General features: G+C 53.5%; 17 protein-coding genes. 5 read left to right on the top strand and 12 right to left on the bottom strand.

Going from position 1 to position 16845, the window contains the following annotated elements; all coding sequences use genetic code 11:
- Positions 1–606, bottom strand: a complete 606-nt coding sequence (locus ACZ2GZ_RS01610) for a trimeric intracellular cation channel family protein (RefSeq protein ID WP_021065994.1) — start codon at positions 604–606, stop codon at positions 1–3.
- 93 nt (positions 607–699) lie between these two features.
- Here ACZ2GZ_RS01610 and ACZ2GZ_RS01605 point away from each other — a divergent pair, with 93 nt between their 5' ends.
- On the top strand, positions 700–2337 hold the full coding sequence (locus ACZ2GZ_RS01605; protein ID WP_021065993.1) for an ABC1 kinase family protein: 1638 nt from the start codon (positions 700–702) through the stop codon (positions 2335–2337).
- On the opposite strand, the gene ACZ2GZ_RS01600 is transcribed toward ACZ2GZ_RS01605, so the two are convergent.
- Both ACZ2GZ_RS01600 and ACZ2GZ_RS01595 read right to left on the bottom strand, forming a co-directional pair.
- Positions 2276–3868: a GNAT family N-acetyltransferase gene (locus tag ACZ2GZ_RS01600; RefSeq protein WP_470295412.1), complete on the bottom strand. Its 1593-nt coding sequence runs from the start codon at positions 3866–3868 to the stop codon at positions 2276–2278. The genes ACZ2GZ_RS01605 and ACZ2GZ_RS01600 overlap by 62 nt on opposite strands.
- Complete coding sequence (locus tag ACZ2GZ_RS01595) at positions 3861–4376, bottom strand: glycerol-3-phosphate acyltransferase (protein WP_214716370.1); 516 nt, start codon at positions 4374–4376, stop codon at positions 3861–3863. Before ACZ2GZ_RS01595 ends, ACZ2GZ_RS01600 begins: the two co-directional genes overlap by 8 nt.
- A gap of 85 nt (positions 4377–4461) precedes the next feature.
- Here ACZ2GZ_RS01595 and ACZ2GZ_RS01590 point away from each other — a divergent pair, with 85 nt between their 5' ends.
- A complete protein-coding gene (locus ACZ2GZ_RS01590) occupies positions 4462–5874 on the top strand; it encodes an NAD-dependent succinate-semialdehyde dehydrogenase (protein ID WP_215114946.1) in 1413 nt (470 codons plus the stop codon).
- 38 nt (positions 5875–5912) lie between these two features.
- Here the strand turns inward: ACZ2GZ_RS01590 and ACZ2GZ_RS01585 are convergent, their stop codons facing one another.
- The 6 genes from ACZ2GZ_RS01585 to ACZ2GZ_RS01560 all read right to left on the bottom strand — a co-directional run bounded on the left by ACZ2GZ_RS01585 (position 5913) and on the right by ACZ2GZ_RS01560 (position 10002).
- Entirely contained in the window at positions 5913–6545 is a 633-nt protein-coding gene (locus tag ACZ2GZ_RS01585; RefSeq protein WP_021065989.1) for an HAD family hydrolase, read from the bottom strand.
- A 119-nt stretch (positions 6546–6664) separates the two neighbouring features.
- A complete protein-coding gene (locus ACZ2GZ_RS01580) occupies positions 6665–7033 on the bottom strand; it encodes a rhodanese-like domain-containing protein (RefSeq protein WP_058764955.1) in 369 nt (122 codons plus the stop codon).
- Between the two features lie 105 nt (positions 7034–7138).
- Positions 7139–7411, bottom strand: coding sequence for a DUF5327 family protein (locus tag ACZ2GZ_RS01575; RefSeq protein ID WP_470295411.1), 273 nt, complete (start codon positions 7409–7411; stop codon positions 7139–7141).
- Between the two features lie 69 nt (positions 7412–7480).
- Positions 7481–8776 carry a DUF2252 domain-containing protein gene (locus ACZ2GZ_RS01570; RefSeq protein ID WP_470295410.1) on the bottom strand — a complete coding sequence of 432 codons (1296 nt, stop codon included), beginning with the start codon at positions 8774–8776 and terminating at the stop codon, positions 7481–7483.
- Positions 8777–8789: 13 nt separating this feature from the next.
- Complete coding sequence (gene msrA, locus ACZ2GZ_RS01565; RefSeq protein WP_470295409.1) at positions 8790–9740, bottom strand: peptide-methionine (S)-S-oxide reductase MsrA; 951 nt, start codon at positions 9738–9740, stop codon at positions 8790–8792.
- A gap of 79 nt (positions 9741–9819) precedes the next feature.
- Positions 9820–10002 (bottom strand): hypothetical protein, encoded by a 183-nt coding sequence (locus ACZ2GZ_RS01560; protein ID WP_470295408.1) that lies wholly within the window; start codon positions 10000–10002, stop codon positions 9820–9822.
- An 88-nt stretch (positions 10003–10090) separates the two neighbouring features.
- Between ACZ2GZ_RS01560 and ACZ2GZ_RS01555 the strand changes: the two genes are divergently transcribed.
- The 3 genes from ACZ2GZ_RS01555 (at position 10091) to ACZ2GZ_RS01545 (ending at position 12259) form a co-directional block, all read left to right on the top strand.
- The gene (locus tag ACZ2GZ_RS01555) at positions 10091–10426 is read left to right on the top strand and encodes a hypothetical protein (protein ID WP_214716401.1); all 336 of its coding nucleotides are present in this window, start codon (positions 10091–10093) and stop codon (positions 10424–10426) included.
- Between the two features lie 90 nt (positions 10427–10516).
- Positions 10517–11587: a diguanylate cyclase gene (locus tag ACZ2GZ_RS01550; protein ID WP_470295407.1), complete on the top strand. Its 1071-nt coding sequence runs from the start codon at positions 10517–10519 to the stop codon at positions 11585–11587.
- A 147-nt stretch (positions 11588–11734) separates the two neighbouring features.
- Positions 11735–12259: a hypothetical protein gene (locus tag ACZ2GZ_RS01545; protein WP_058764968.1), complete on the top strand. Its 525-nt coding sequence runs from the start codon at positions 11735–11737 to the stop codon at positions 12257–12259.
- Between the two features lie 247 nt (positions 12260–12506).
- Here ACZ2GZ_RS01545 and cydC read toward each other — a convergent pair whose 3' ends face one another.
- From cydC to ACZ2GZ_RS01530, 3 genes are all read right to left on the bottom strand, one after another.
- On the bottom strand, positions 12507–14222 hold the full coding sequence (cydC, locus tag ACZ2GZ_RS01540; protein WP_470295406.1) for a thiol reductant ABC exporter subunit CydC: 1716 nt from the start codon (positions 14220–14222) through the stop codon (positions 12507–12509).
- Entirely contained in the window at positions 14219–15943 is a 1725-nt protein-coding gene (gene cydD, locus ACZ2GZ_RS01535) for a thiol reductant ABC exporter subunit CydD (protein ID WP_214716395.1), read from the bottom strand. The genes cydC and cydD overlap by 4 nt, the downstream gene beginning before the upstream one ends.
- A 128-nt stretch (positions 15944–16071) precedes the next feature.
- Positions 16072–16758: a Crp/Fnr family transcriptional regulator gene (locus ACZ2GZ_RS01530; RefSeq protein WP_214716397.1), complete on the bottom strand. Its 687-nt coding sequence runs from the start codon at positions 16756–16758 to the stop codon at positions 16072–16074.
- Positions 16759–16845: the final 87 nt, after the last annotated feature.

Here is a 16845-nt window from a genome sequence, read left to right as displayed (position 1 = left end):
TTATCGCACTTTGCGTGCAGGTAAATTCCACTTTCGATAGTAGGATATCACTCGAAGCGTCGCCACGACAATTAATAGCGCATACACCGCAAGCCCACCTTCGAGCCGGAAATAATACGTGACGACCGCGATGATGATGGCCCAAATCGCATATACTTCCGATTGTAAGACGAGCGGCTTACGGCCGGCCAACAAATCACGGACGACACCCCCACCGACACCTGTCAAGACGGCAGCCGCAATCGCTGCCGATAATGGTAAATCGAGCTTGATGGCGACTTGTGCGCCTTGAAAAGAAAAGGCGACAAGCCCAATCGCATCGACGATGACGCCCCAGCGTTCCCAATGGGGCAAGACGACGCTCGGCAGCAGGAAGATGAGCAACGCGACAAGAAAACAAAGGATGAAGAGATCATTTTGTTGCCAAATCAAGCTGACGGGGTTGCCGAGCAAGACGTTTCGGATCGCTCCGCCGCCGAAGGCTGTCGTAAAGGCGAGCAACCATACCCCAAAAATATCATATTTCTCGTCCATCGCGATGATGGCGCCGCTCGCCGCGAACGCGATCGTCCCGACGACATTGAGTAATTCCCACTCCATAAACATCCCTTGCCCTTTCTTGAAAGCATTCTGTGGTAAAGTTAAGATACAAAAAATCAGACCAGTCGAGCGACTGCTTGTAAAGGATGTCGGTACTTTATGAAACGAATCGCCTTGTTCCGCATATGGATTATCGTCACAATGTTCGCCCGATTCATCATTAAAATTTATGCCTTCTCACGCAAACAGCAGCAAGGTCTCGCGTCGACCGAAGAATACGAGACACTCATGTTGAATCTCGCCCGCGAGTATAAGCGAAACGCGCTCCGACTCGAGGGGCTGCTAATCAAGCTTGGCCAATTCTTATCGATTCGAGCCGACTTGTTGCCCCCATCCGTTTTAAATGAATTGTCGGAGCTCGTCGACCGTGTCCCGACTTCAGGCTGGGACAAATCCCGCGCCATCTTGGAAGCAGAATGGGGCGTCCCTTACACACAGGTCGTGAAAGACGTCGGCATCGATGCCGTCGCCTCCGCTTCGATTGGGGAGGTATACGGCGCGACCCTGCTTGAGACAGGGAAGCGTGTCGCTCTGAAAATCCAGCGTCCGGACATCGAAAAAATCATTCGAACCGACTTTAAAGCGATGCGAATCGTCACGACGATGCTCAAGCGGACCTCGCTGGCAAAATCGACCGACTTAGATAGCTTATATCGCCAAATGATTTTTGTCATCGGGGATGAATTAAATTTCCAAACCGAATTAAAAAATGCCCTTTATTTCAAAGCGAAGTACGCCGAAAATCCGGACGTCTACATACCGGACTATTATGATCATCTCTGTTCGAACCGGGTGTTGACGATGGATTGGGTCGATGCGCGTCGCATCACCGACCTCGCCTTCTTGAAAGAGAATAACATCGATCGCTCCGCCCTGGCCGAACGCTTATTCACGATGGCGGCCGAGCAACTGTTGTTCGGCGGGAAATTCCACGCCGACCCACACCCGGGTAACGTGCAGATCCGAGCCGATGGCACGATCATCCTGCTCGACTTCGGAATGGTCGGCTCGACGACACCACAAGATATGGCGACCATCCGTAAAATCCTGCAGGCGTTCATCTCGCTCGACTATGACGGGGTCGTCGACGGTCTCGAAGACTTGCGCTTCTTGTTGCCGACGGCGAACAAGCACAATATCCGCCAGGCACTCGAGAAAGCGGTCACGTTCTATTTAGAGACCGATATCGACACGGTCGACACGAAATTGATTGAAAAAGTGTTGCAAGACATCCAGTTGCTCGTCAAGAACGAGCCGATTCAATTGCCAGCCGAGTTCGCGTTCTTCGGTCGAGCCGCCTCGACCTTGCTCGGGATTTTACAAATCCTTGATTCAAAAATCGATTTGTTTACGCTCGGTAAACCGATTGTCATTCAATGGCTCGAGGCCGACGGCACGACAATTCAAAACCGTTACGTCATGACGGCGCTCAACTACGGCAAGAAGTTGCTGAACGTCCCGCCGCTCCTCGATAACTATTTGAAAGAGCCGACCCGGAAGCGCCTGTCCGAACAAGCGATGTTCCAACGTGAGCTCGAGTCGAAAGAACTGCTCCATCGTCAAACGTTCAACGCTGGCTTGATTATTCTCGGCCTTGTCGTCGGGCTATTCGGCTATCTCCGACCGGATGAGTGGCTGTTCTGGTCAGGTGGTGTCGTCTCGGTCATCGCTTATTTCAACTCAAGACGCCTCGGTCGAAAGATTCGTCATTTGGCCCGCCAAGATTTCCGCGTCTGAACCCGTCACTCCCTGGAGTGGCGGTTTTTTTCTGGAGCCACGTCCCGATATAGGCAGCGACTTGCTGCAAATCCCGGTCGGTCGTCCATCCCATCGTCGCGACTTGGAGACAGTTCGCGTGCCGCAAATAAACGCTCTCGTACTGCACTTGATAGCCATGGAACGCCAATTGATGCCCTAGTTCAATCGAGGACAGTGTGTCTGGCAACGTGAGCGAAAAAATGCCCGGCGCTTGGTCGTCCCCGAGTTCAACCGATACACCGCGGCGCACCAGTTCATGTACGAACGCATCAAGTTTGGATTGATGGGTCGCAATCTCCGCGTCCGTCAGTTCGCGCAAGGCGACGTCCATCGCTTGAATGAGCGGGACCGATTGCGTGAAGGCGATTGGGTCATAGCCTGCCAAGTCCAAATAACGAGGAATCGACGGGTTCGGGACAGCTCGTTCTCGCATGGCGACAAACGCCAATCCAGGAGCATTCCGGAGCGCTTTGCCCGAGACGAACGTCACCAGATGCGCGAACGAATAGTCGGTCACTTTCGTCCCGACCACACTGATGGCATCAATTGCAATCTTCATCGGATGTGTTTGTGCATACTGACGCAACTGGTCCAAATCGACCAGCTTCCCCGTCGACGTCTCGCAATGGACCGTCCAAATCCAATCTGGTGCATGTTGTCCGATTCGCTTTAAGTCGAGACAACGCCCAGTCGAAAGCGGGACGACATCAAATTCAAGACCAGCCCGATTGGCATGGTCAATCAGCCGCCGTCCGAACTCCCCTGTGTCGATGATCACGCCACGTCCGCTTAACTGGGCGGCGACGGCATCGTTCGCAATCGTCCCGCTCCCGAGCAATGTGTAAACATGGGGCAACTTGACGAGACGGCTCAGCCTCGACTGGACCGAATGGAGCAAACGGCTGGCCTCGGCCGACCGATGTGATATCGGCTGAGCGGCAAGCGCAGCGCGCACTTGATTCGACAGTTCGACGGGCCCGGCGAGGAGTAGCTTTGGCCGCAACGTTCGCGCGGTCTCTGACTGCATGAACCCAGAGCGCGTCAACTGCATCGGCATGTATAATGCCTCCGCCGTCCCGACCGGTTCTGCGAACGGGATAAACCCGAACCGTCGATATAGCTTCTGTTCGCGTACGGTTCCGCTGATGACAATCCCTTCCACACCCCGGTCTGTCGCTTCCATGAGCATCGCTCGCATAAGTCCGGCAAACGTCCTCGTGTTCCGATAGGCGGGCGTCACGGCCAATAGCCGGACTTCAATCCACTCTCCCGGTGGCAGCGTCACACCTTTTTGTTCAAGTGAAAACGGGTGCTCGTCCCGGATGGCACACATGGCAACGAGCTGCCCGTCCGCCAACCCAATCCAATATGTATTCGTGTCATGAAAGCGGTCGACGAGAAATCGGTCCGCGTTTGGATGGTGCTGCGGGATTTCCTCGACGAACGTCTCATAGTTCAGTCGGTGAATCGCCGAAGCATCCTCCGGCGTTGCTCTTCGAAATTCAATCACGTTGTTTCCCCCTTATGTGGTGATACACGATGAGTAGCATCGTCAAACCGGCCAATCCGACATCTGTTGCGTCCCCCCAGGCCGCGAGCGGTAGGAGCACGAGCATGACGAGCCCCGTCTCGCGCGAGTTACGCGTCACTTTGATGAGAAGCAACAACAGCAGAAGTCCCACGATAAACCATAGCGGGCTGTACGCTAATATAATTCCAGAAAATACGGCGTACCCCTTCCCCCCGGAACGAATATGCCAAATCGGATAAATGTGGCCGAGCGTCAAGGCGAGTCCGGTCTCAAAAAAGTACGGACCGCTGATTGACAACACGAGTACCGTCTTCAAGACGTCGAATCCGTAAACGAACAAAAAGGCTCGCTTCCCGCCAATCCGTAACGCATTGCGGGCACCGGTGTTCCCCGATCCGGTCGTAGCCAGATGTTGACCACTCCACATGCCGTACAAGCGCCCGCCCAGGATACTGCCGACGACATAACCTACGATGATGATCCACATGGCGACCCTCCTCTTTGTAAAATTGTGTATGATTTTTGAAAACGGGTACTTTTACAATGTGACCTAGACGAAAGGGGAAATCAAGATGCGAGTGGAGAACAATTTCATCAATGGAGAATGGATTGATACATCGGACACGATCGAGGTGCGCAACCCCGCTACCGGAAACATCATGGCCACGGTGACAAAGAGTGACACGGCCGAAGCGAAACAGGCTGTCGATGCCGCGTACGATGCCTTGAAGGACTGGCAAGAGAAGACCGCCGAAGAACGCGGCGCTCTCCTGCTCGAATGGAACCGCCTGATTGATGAACATACGGAAGCCATCGCTCGGACGATGGTTGAAGAACAAGGCAAGCCGTTACAAGAAGCCATCGGCGAAGTCCGCTATGCGAATGGCTTCATCGAGTGGTACGCCGCCGAAGGAAGACGCGTGTACGGCGAGACCATCCCGGCCTCGTCGAACAAGAAGCGAATCTTCGCCATCAAGCAACCGGTCGGCGTCGTCGCCGCCATCACGCCATGGAATTTTCCGGCGGCGATGATCACCCGGAAGCTCGCACCGGCTCTGGCTGCAGGCTGCACCGTCGTCCTGAAACCGGCCTCCGCGACGCCGCTGACGGCCATTGAACTCGTCAAACTGGCCGAGAAAGCCGGTTTCCCCCCCGGTGTCATCAATCTCGTCACCGGGAAAGCCTCTGACATCGTGAACACGTGGCAACACGATCCCCGTGTCCGCAAATTGACGTTCACCGGTTCGACCGAGGTCGGCAAGACGCTCATGCGCGGTGCCGCCGATACGATGAAGAAAATCTCGCTCGAGCTCGGTGGTCACGCCCCGCTCATCGTCACAGCGCAGGCAGACCTCGACAAGGCCGTGCCTCAAGCCGTCGCGACGAAATTCCGTAACGGCGGACAGACGTGCGTCTGTGCCAACCGGATTTATGTCGAGCAATCCATCGTCGATGCGTTCTCTGAAAAATTCATTGAGGCCGTCGCGGCGCTCGAAGTCGGGAACGGACTCGACGAAGGGACGGATATCGGCCCGCTCATCGACGAGGCCGCGGTCGAGAAAGTGATGAAGCACTTGGAAGACGCCCAAATCCGGGGCGGGGAAATTACGGGTGGCGAACAGCTCGACGGATTGTTCGTCCGGCCGGCCGTCGTCCGCTATGCGAATGAGGATATGCTGTGCATGAACGAGGAGACATTCGGCCCCGTCGCACCGATTGCGTCGTTCGATACGCTCGAGGAAGTAATTGAGCGGGCGAATGCGACCCCGTTCGGTCTCGCCGCTTATGTGTTCACGCAAGACATCAACGAGGCCCTCTATTTGGCCGAAGCGCTCGAATACGGCATCGTCGGCGTCAATGACGGTCTCCCGTCGACGCCGCAAGCACCGTTCGGCGGGTGGAAGCAGAGCGGTCTCGGCCGTGAAGGTGGTCACCATGGCATCGAAGAATTTTTAGAAATCAAATATATCTCGCTTGGACTTTAAAAAAATTCCGGTTGAACATCGCGTTCAACCGGAATTTTTTATGATTCGATATACGTAATCAAGTCGTTCGGCGTCGCAATTACATGATCCGCGAGCGCCCATTCGTCCTCGTTTCCAAACCCAAATCCAGTCAAGACGACCGGGAAGTCATGGGCCCGAGCCGCTTCGACATCCGATTTCCGGTCCCCGACCATCACATAGTCGTTCTCGCCGTGACGGAGGCGATGCGCCGTCAAAATGTCGGCTTTTTTCTCACCACTTACGGATTCGAGGCATTCTGGCGCCGTCATGAACTGGCGAATATTTTGCGAGTCGAGAATCAAGTTCAAATAATGGACACCGCAGTTGCTCGCGGTCGTCAACGTGTGCCCTTTTTTATGAAGCGCCTCGAGCATCTCATAGATGCCGTCGAACAAGACGAGCTGTCCTTCCATCGCTCGCTCGAGCGTCTCATGCCGCAACTTGCGGATTTGGCGAATCTCTTCAATCGTCGCTTCCGGGATGACGTGCTCCCAAAATGCGTTGCCGGCCAACCCGTAACCGGAACGAACCGCATCCTCACTCGGTTTCGGTAAATGTGGAAGTTGCTCCAACGCCTCGTGAATCGCTTGCGTCATCGGTCCGGTCGTGTCGACGAGCGTCCCATCGATATCAAATAAAATGACTGCCATTGTCTGGTCCCCTCTCTCTTTCCTATGTTCCTACCGTAGCAGAATCCCCTGAAAACCGAAAGCGGAAACGTTCCATAAAAATAGCTCTAGCTGAACATATTGTTCGGCTGGAGCTATTCTCATGATCCACGCCAGAAATTCATACCGCCTTTGACCGAGTAGACGTCCGTATAGCCAGCGCTCTTCAACATGGCAGCGGCCCGCTGGCTTCGCATCCCGCTCTGACAGATGACGTAGACCGGACGATCTTTATCTTTCGGATACTGCGCGCTCGCATTGCCGAATCCAGACAAAGGGACGTTTTTCGCTTGTTTGATATGCCCGCCCTTATACTCATGCGGTTCCCGCACGTCGAGCAATTGAATGTTCCGCTCTTCCGCGATTTTCCGTTTCAACTCATCGGTCGATACCGTGTTGACACTGTTTCGCTTCGTCCACCAAAAATAAATCAATCCGATCACTACTGCAACAAACAAGAAATCAAGCATAGTCACGCCTCCGTTAGCTATATTTTAGTTAACCTCATTATACCCCCTATGGTATATAAGTCAACGCGAACGCCTCACAAAAAAAGCTGTGCCACAGGGCACAGCTTAAAAGTCGAGCAATGAATCAGTTTTCGGTTTATCCTCTTCTTCAAGCGGAATTCCAAGGAACGCCGCCATCTGACGATCGAGCGGCGGCTTCGACTCGACCGGTTGGGCCACAGGAACCACTGCTTGTTGCGTCGAAGCCGAATCGGCGAGCAGTAGCTCGCAATACCCCATCAGCTTGGCCAAATGGCGCTTCTGGGCCTCTCCGCTCGACTGTTCGATTTGTGTCATCACTTGCTTCATCTGCAAGATGACCTGTTGTTCCGTAATCATCTATCGCACACATCCTTTACCGTTCCATTCTGAAGCAAACGAGGGGCTGGCCGCAAGTCCGATGCTCGTTCAGACGTGAGTCTCCGAGCGCGTCGTGAGCCATGTCTGGAACGCTTCAAAATCAAACCGGACTTGATTGGCGTAAAATTGGGACCAACGTGTGATTTGACGGATAAACAGCGGGCGCGACACACCGATGGCCGCCGCGATGCGTTCACTCGCCTCATAATCGAGCACGTTCGCATCCGCATCGGCCCGGGCATGAATCTTGGCGGTGATTTCCGCCTGCACTTTCAACGTCTCGATGAGCGATTCCTCATTCTTGATGTGCTTCGCTTTCACTTTTCGCTTATACGGTGACCGTTGACGGACGTAGTATTCATTCCCATCAATCGTCAAGTAGCCGAGATACGGGTCACGACTGTGCACCATGGCACGCTGAGCCGCGATGACACGGGCCCCTTGATGGGACAGCCCGTCCTCAAACAATGGATGCGTCGGCAAGAAGAGAGACGGGACGGCCGATTGGGCTTGTTTCATTTCCAGGATGAGATCCTCGTCATGCTCCTCGTCCGCGCCTTCAATCAAAATATAATAGCGTTCGAGTCCAATCGAAGCGGTGCCACTCTCACGTTTAATGGCGATATCTTTAATCTTGTAATGGTCGGCGTGATGGCGATGTTTCTCCGATAACGACGACAAATAGTCCGGCCATGCCTGCTTGATTTGCTTCGCCGTCTTCGGACTGACCGGAACGAGGTCGTCACTCGTCGCAAAGTAACGCTCCTCATCCCGCACTTCCGTCCGCTCGGCCATGAACGCGTCTTTCTTCTTCTCGGCCTTTTTAATCACTTTCTTGATCGCTTTGCACGTGTTTGCTTTCGTGAATTGGACATCCTCGTCTTTCCCATTCGCATAGCGCTCCATCGCGCGCGCATACGTGTCGGCATACGTCTCGATGGCCCGAGTCGCGTCAAAACCTGACTCGGCGGCAAACAAGTCGACCGAGATGGCCATGCGCAGCACGTCAAACAAATAAGAGCCGAGATACGCCTCATCAAAATCGTTCACATCGTAAATGATCGTCCCGGCGCCATCCTCGAACACACCGAAATTCTCAAAATGGAGATCTCCTTGAATGAACGTCGGATGGGACGCATCCGTATCGAACGCGAGCGGGACTTTCGCAAAGTCGTAATAGAACAAGTGCGAACTCCCCCGGAAAAACGAGAACGGCGTCGCGCTCATCTTGTTATACTTCTCGTCTCTGGCGGCTTCCGATAGATTTCGAATCGATTTGTCGTAATAGTCCAAGACGGTCGCGAGCGTCTCACGACGGATCTGTTGTTTGACGGATGTGAACATGGCCTTCTCTCCTTCACGCATCGAATAAGTGCTTGTACTCTCCATACCCTGCAGACTCGAGTTCTTCTTTTGGAATGAAACGGAGCGCTGCCGAGTTGATGCAGTAGCGCAAGCCACCGAGCTCTTTCGGACCGTCATCGAACAAGTGGCCGAGGTGGCTGTCGGCTCCCTTCGAACGGACCTCCGTCCGGACCATATGGTGCGTCGTGTCCATGTTCATGTCGATGCGCTTCTCTTCGATTGGACGCGCGAAGCTCGGCCAACCGCAATTCGATTGGAATTTATCGCGTGACGTGAAGAGCGGTGTCCCATCGATGACATCGACGTACAGCCCTTCCCGCTCCTCATCCCAATATTCGTTTTGGAACGGGGGCTCGGTGCCGTTCTCTTGCGTGACTTTATATTGCATCGGCGTCAGACGATCTTTCAATTCTTTCTGAATCTTCTTGTCACTCCACGCCTCTTTCACGAACTTGGCCCGGCCAGAACCGACCCGGTACATCTCATAACGGAATGGGTTTTTCTTGTAATAGTCCTGATGGTAGTCTTCTGCTTCCCAGAACGTCTTCGCTGGGCGAATCTCCACTTCGATTGGTCGATCGAAGCGGCCTGAGTCTTCGATTTCTTGTTTTGAGCGTTCAGCCGCCGCACGCTGTTCTTCTGAATGATAGAAAATCGCCGGTCGATACGATTCACCCCGATCGTTAAACTGTCCGCCACCATCGGTCGGGTCGATTTGACGCCAATAGATGCGCAACAGTTCCTCGTACGAGATGACTTCCGGATTGAACGTGACCTCGATCGCCTCTAGGTGACCTGTCGTCTCTGAACAGACTTGTTGGTAGGTCGGGTTGTCGACATGTCCGCCCGTATAGCCGGAAATGACGCGCTCGACCCCCTCATATTTATGAAACGGTTTGACCATACACCAAAAACAGCCTCCCGCAAATGTAGCTTTTGTCATAATAAATCCCTCCTTACTATGTAGTGTACCCAAAAAATCTCACAGACAACAAAAAACGAGAACCCCGAACGTGTTCTCGTTAGTCTTCTTCGACCCGATTCATATGACGCATCACTAAAAATAAGATGACGCCGACGATGGCCGCTCCGAAAGCAGTCAATGCCAGATTGCCTCGAGCCGATAATGTATAAAAGATGGCTAACCCGATCAAGATGAGCGCAATCGGAATGAAGGCTCGTTTGAAATGGTCCCAATACCGCACGGACAGTCCCCCTTTTTCTCTATCATACCAAACTTATTTGCTAAGATAGAGTGGAAGATGATGTTCCATTTCGAAGGAGGCACCTAATATGGAAGTTGAACGATTATGGGCCAATCGCCCGACACTGATGTGGGAAGACCGAATGAACGAGGGAGATGACGTGTATACCGTCGAGATCATCTTTGCCGTCGATGCCGCGCTTCGGCGGTACGTGACCGCCTTGACACAGGCAGACGGCACGGAAGCAAACGTGTTAGCGGCCGTCCGCGACGTCGTATTGCGTTTAAACGAAATTGACGAAGAACACGACCATTTCATCGAGACGGTCGAGCGTGAGGAATTGTACGACTTCATTCAAGCCGGTGCCATTTTAGCCGGTTATGAGACGACAGAAGACGTGACGGAAGAATGGCGGGAATGGTGAACACATTATCCCCATCCATCAAGCGTCAACCTGGTTGTAATGTGCTAAACTGAAACTAATTATTTCCATTTCACGTTAGGGGATGCGTTCATGCTCACAATCATCAACTCATTTTTTCTAAATCTGTGTATCCTATTCACGCTATTCACGATTTCGTTTCTCCCTTTCCGAAACCGTCCACGGCTCACACCGAAATCACCTTTAAAAAGCAGAATTCTGCTCGGCGTTCAAACCGGGTTCGTCGCCTTGATTTTACTAGCGAACGCACTGCCACTTGAAGGGATCCTAATTGATTTGCGCTCCATCCCAATCTCACTTGCCGTCCTGTTCGGTGGATGGGTCAGCGGAACGGTTGCCGCCGTTATCTTTTTGACTGCTCGTTTTTTGATGGTCACCGACGGGGCGTACATCGGCTTTTATCTGGCCGTTTTGAGCATGATTGGGCTCGTCCTTCCCATCAGTCTATTGCGCCTCAAACTCGATAATACCCGCAATACGCTACTTATTTTCACGACAATCAGTATCGCTGTTTTCGGTGCCGCCATCTATTACGCGTTACCGCTTCAATTGTTCTACCCTGTCATTTTTGCCTACGTCGTGATGGCATACGGCGGTGCCTGTGCTTCTTACCGGTTGCTCCAAGAGTTGCGACGTCACTTTGAGAACGTCCAGCACCAGCAACAACTTGCTCGGACGGATGCATTGACCGGCATCGCCAACCGACGTCTATTGAATGAAGCCATGGCCAACCTGAACGTCGAGGCGAAAGAGTACGCGTTGATTCTCGTCGACATCGACCACTTTAAACGCGTGAACGACACGTACGGCCATGACGTCGGGGACGATGTATTGCGTGAGCTCGGCATGTTACTCGTCGCCGAGAGCGACGAACGGCATCTTGTCGGTCGTTTCGGCGGAGAAGAATTTTTAATCATCATGCCGAACGCCAATCGAGAGGACGTGACTCGCCTCGCCGAATCTATACGAGAAAAAGTCTCGACATTCCCGTTCGAGACGAGCGCCGGGACGTTACATATCACGGTCTCGCTCGGCGCCTGCCATTCAAACGACATCGAAGTCGACAGCGTGTTGAAGCATGCCGACGAAGCGTTATACCACGCTAAGGAATCTGGTCGCAATCGCTTCATCTTGGCGTCGTAATCGGCGAATCGTTCGCTAAAGATTGCGGTTTTACACAGTTTTCCCGCTTTACTTTCAACTAGTGAATCGGTACACTAGGCTAGACTTTGATTCGATGATTCTTACAGTTGATCATAGATTTGGACAGAAAAAGGGGAAACACATTTCATGACAGTATTGTTATCACTATTCGGTTTGATGTTTGTGGGATCGTTCATCCTCGACTATCAACGTGGCAAGACGTTCCGCCAGTCGCTCTTCGGGGGAGTCGACACGATGAAACGGAACTTACTGATCTTTTTACGCACGTCACTCTCAATGATGATTTTCATCGGCCCGCTCTTGCTTATCTCGATGTTTGCGTTCTCAGAGCTCGTCTCGTTCGAAACGGTCGCTGCGTTCATGATTTCCGTGCTTAGCATCGGTTTCGCGGAACGCATCATCGGGATGATCGTCGCTCCGCTCGTCCGGACGTTCTGGCATCAACGCGGCAAGTTGATGCCGCTCTATCTCGACGCTGGCCTCTACATCTTCTTGCTGTCGATTCTCATCCTCGAGTTCTTGATGAACATTCCAGGTGTTGAACTCGGCGCATCAGCCATCGCTGTATTTTATGCGTTCGCGCTCTTCTATATCCGCTATTTGTTCAGCTTGATTCGCTTCACGTTCCGCAAGGGCGTACCATCAAGCTGACAATCGACCGCAACCCGAACCGGTTGCGGTTTTTTTGTATCATTTTCTAATTGACAATGAGAATCGTTATCACCTATACTCAAGGTGTAGCTCCCAAAAGCTTGACGTAACCGTTCCCCAAACTATTGCGTCACGTGGATTCCCCTCCACGACACTCTTTTTGAAAGCAATGCGACAACCCCCATTTGTTGCACCCAAATTTGCCATCCAAAAAACGAGCGGCTCTCCGACGGAGCCGCTCGTTTTTTCATGCGAAAATATCTTGCTCGATCTGTTTCAATCCATAGAATACACCGCGGGACCGCATCAGTTCATCATACGTTCCCGTCTCTACGACGCGACCGCCTTCCATGACGATGATGTGATCGAAGCGCTCGAGCCCGGTCAAGCGATGGCTGACCATGACGAGTGTCGATGACTCGGCACGGCGGAAGACTTCGGCGAACACGTCCGCCTCGGTCCGCGCATCGAGAGCCGACGTCGCTTCATCGAGAATCCAGAGCACCCCGTTCTTCAAGAGCGCCCGGGCGATGGCGAGCCGTTGCCGTTCTCCGCCCGACAAGTTCGCCCCTTTCTCGAGGACAGGCTCATCGAGTGAGAAACCGAGCCGGACGCTCGCGAGCGCCGCTTCCATCTCAGCGTCGGTGAACTCTCCGGCTAACGCCAAGTTCTCGCGCACCGTCCCGAAGAAGAAGTGATTCTCTTGAAGGACGACGCTGGCTTCACGCCAGACCGATGCTTGGGTCACATCGTCCAACCGTTGCCCATTCACTCGGATCTCACCGGAATCAGGTCTGACGAAAGCGAGCAACAGTTGCAGGAGCGTCGATTTCCCTGAGCCGCTCGGCCCGACGATGACCGTCTTCGTCCCGCTTCGTAACGTCACATGCACGTCGCTCAGGACATCGCGGTACGTATCCGGATAACGATAGGTCACGCGCTCGAACGATACGTCCGGAGCGGATTCGAGTATCATGTCCGTCCGGGCGGCCTCGGCCGCGACGATTGCTTCACTCGGCTCGACGACTTCGAGCAGTCGATCGGCCGCTTGCTTGCTGTCGGCAAAGTGACCTGGGAAGACCGCCATCGGTGTCGCGTTCTCAAACGCGGTGAGCGACATCATGATGAGCATGGCCAAAAATAGGCCGTTCAACTCGCCGTCGACGACGAGATACGTCCCGATGGCAAGAACACCCCACGAGACGAGCAGGGAGGCCGCCACGACGAGTGACGAGTTGAAGAACTGATTCGTCACATCCCGCTTCTGCGCTTCGGCGTAACGGTCACTCTGTTCGAGCAGCTCGCCGCGTGTCCGTCCAAGTTGATGATGAAGCAACAAATCGCGATATCCGTACATCATCTCTGTCATCCCACTCGACAGGTCACCCCGTAAGGCGCGAAGCTCGCGGTCGTGCTTGGCACGGATTCGGGCGAAGAACGCCGGAATCAAAAAACCGGTCACGAACACACCGAACAAAATCCAGAGGCTGACCCACATCGAGAAATACGTGACGAAAAAAATCGTACTCAAGAAGACGAGCACCAAGATAATCGGCGGATAGAATACCCGTAAAAAGTAGTTTTGCAAGCTCTCGACGTCACCGACGACGCGAGCGAGCAAATCCCCGCTCCGATACTTGGCAAAGATGCTCGGCACGAGCGGTTCGAGCTGGCGGTAAAACCGGACCCGCAACTCGCTCAAAATTGTGAATGTCGCTCGGTGCGAGGCAAGGCGCTCTTGATAACGCGCACTCGCCCGAATCACACCGAACAATTTAATCAAAACGACAGGCACCATGAGCGCATAGAGCGGCGGTACGAGACCGGCCCGTGAGACGAGGTAACCGCTCGCCGCGAACAAGGCGACGGCCGCGATGCCGGCCACGTACCCAAAGAAAATCGAGAGGATGATATCCTTCTTCTCGCGCATCATCCATTTCGTGATCGTCCAAAGTGAGTTCATCCTCTCACCCCTTTCTGTAGCGTGAACAAGTCAGCGTATTGCGGAACGCTGAGCAATTCGTCATGCGTGCCTTGGGCGAGGAGCTTCCCATCGTCCATGAACCAAATCGCGTCCGCCTGCTTGATCGTATGCAAGCGATGCGCGACCGTGACAAGCGTCGCCTCGCGCGACAACTCCTCAATCGAGCGCCGAACGATTTGCTCCGTCACTAAATCGAGCCCTGTCGTCGGTTCATCGAACAAGATGATGCCCGGTCGTTTCAAGAAGGCGCGGGCCAAGGCGAGCCGTTGCCGTTCGCCTCCAGACAATCCATAACCGCCTTCACCGAGTTCGGTATGAATGCCGTTCGGCAATTGCGCGATGACATCGTTCAATCCGGCTGCATTCGCGGCTTCAAGGATGTTTATCTCGTCGGCCGTTTCCCCGAGGGCGATATTATCGGCGACGGTACCGGCGAACAAATACGGATTTTGTGAGATGTAGCCAATCGTGTCATACCATGACGAATCGGTGTATGTCTCGAGCGGTTCTCCGTCGACGAGGACACGTCCACTGTCCGGTTTCACGAGCCCGGACAACACGTTCAAGACGGTCGTCTTGCCGGACCCGCTCGCCCCGACGAGCGCCACGTGGGCACCGGCAGGAATCACACCGCTTAATGGATGCAGCGTAAAGCGTCCACCTTCATAGGCGAACGAGACGGCGTCGAGCTCGAGGTCGGGTGTCGGGCTCGTCAACGTCCGGTCGCCCCAGGTCAAGCGTTCATCCGGTGCATCGAGCGCCTCGAAAATACGGTCGGCCGCCCCCATGCTGCCTCGTCCGGTGTGGAACGCACCGCCGAGGTCTTTGATGGCCAAATAGTATTCCGGGGCCAAGACGAGAATCAAAAAGCCGGAGAAGAACGTCAAGTTCTCCCAGACGACCATTTGGAGCGCCACTTCGAGTGCGACGACGCCCGTGCTGAGCATCGAGATGAACTCGAGCATGAGACCCGACAGGAACGCCGTCTTCAAGACGACCATCGTCGCGTCGCGGAAGTCGAGACTGCTCTTTTCAATCGCTTGCGCCTCACGCTCGGTCCGACCGTATAGTTTGAGCGTCGTCAATCCTTGCAACACGTCCAAGAACTTGCCGGAGAACTGATTCATTTTCTCCATCTGCTGTTCTGACTTCTTCTGGGTCGCAATCCCGATGATGATGAAGAAAATCGGGATGAACGGAGCCGTCACCATCATGATGACGCCTGAAATCCAATGTTGGCTGAAGACGACGACGAGAATGAGTAGCGGAATAATCGACGTTTGAATGACTTGCGGCCAATATTGGCTGAAGTAGGCATCGACTTCGTCGACCGCGTCCATGAACACGCTCACCTTTTTACCGGATTGACCGGATAGTGACGTCTCAATCGGATTCGACGTATAGCGGTCGAGCAATTGCAATCGGAGTGTTCGTTTCGCCTTTTCTGACAGGCTCGCTCCAATCCTCCCCGACATATAGCCGAAACCAGCTCGTGTGACGAGCGCGAGGATGAGCCACCCGAGCGTCGGAACGATGCTTTCAAACGATGCATTTTTTAAAAAGACTTGATCGACAATGTCGACAATCAAATAGGCTTGAGCTAAAATCGACAACCCAATCATCACTGCCGCGATGATGAGTCCGACGATATGGCGTTTTTCTGCTAAAGCGAGAGCTTGCAGTCGTTTCACTGCGTTCATCCTTTCTATCAATCAGGAGACTTTTTCTTTGTGAGGATTCTCACTAATTATACCTGATGCACCCTTGCAAGGCGAACGCTTCGCTTCCTCAGACATGCAAAAAACGCCACGTCCCACACGCGGCGCCATCACAGCGACTGTTCAAAATATTCAGGATGACCGATCATCAATTCCCGCGCATCAAATTGAAGCACGTCTTCTTTTCGCAACCGCGACAAGATGTTCGATACGGTCTCTCGTGACGTGCCCGACAAGCGCGAAATCTCAATCGTCGTGAACGGGCAGCGGACACGAACGCCCGTCGCTTCCGCCTCCCCGAGGTCTTCAATCAAGTAATGAATCGTGTTGAGCACCCGGTCGGTCGCACTCGGTGTGATGATGTCCTGGACACGGCGCTCGTGCAAATCGAGAATCCGGTTCATCTGTCCGACGATGTGGAGCAACATCGATGCGTTCCGCGAGACGAGTTGTTCGAATCGATCGGTCGGCATATAGATGACCTCGATATCGGTCAACGCCTCGGCTGAATGTTGATAGTACGGTTCCGTCAGCAAGCCGCGATACGGGAACAACTGCTTCGGTTTCAAGTAGTCCGTATATTGATGTGTCGCCGTCTCGTTGCAACGTTCAAGCTTCACATAACCGCTAATCAAGAAATAGACCCGTTCCCGGGGATCGCCCTCTATGAACAAGAGTTGACCTTTCCGATACGTGCGGCAATAGACATGCGGCAACAGCGCCTCGAGCTCTCGTGTGGCACATTTGGCGAACACATCAAGCTGTCTCAAATCGTCCACCGTCCATTTTGGTTTCATGTCGCATCCTCCAATCCATCTTGCCTCTCTTTTAAGTATAAAGCGACCTCTTATTGAAAACGCTTACAAAATCCGACGATTTTCTGA

Source organism: Exiguobacterium sp. KKT215 (assembly GCF_055635335.1).
The sequence above is the reverse complement of the archived record's forward strand: the minus strand, read 5'-3'. Positions and strand labels throughout refer to the sequence as shown.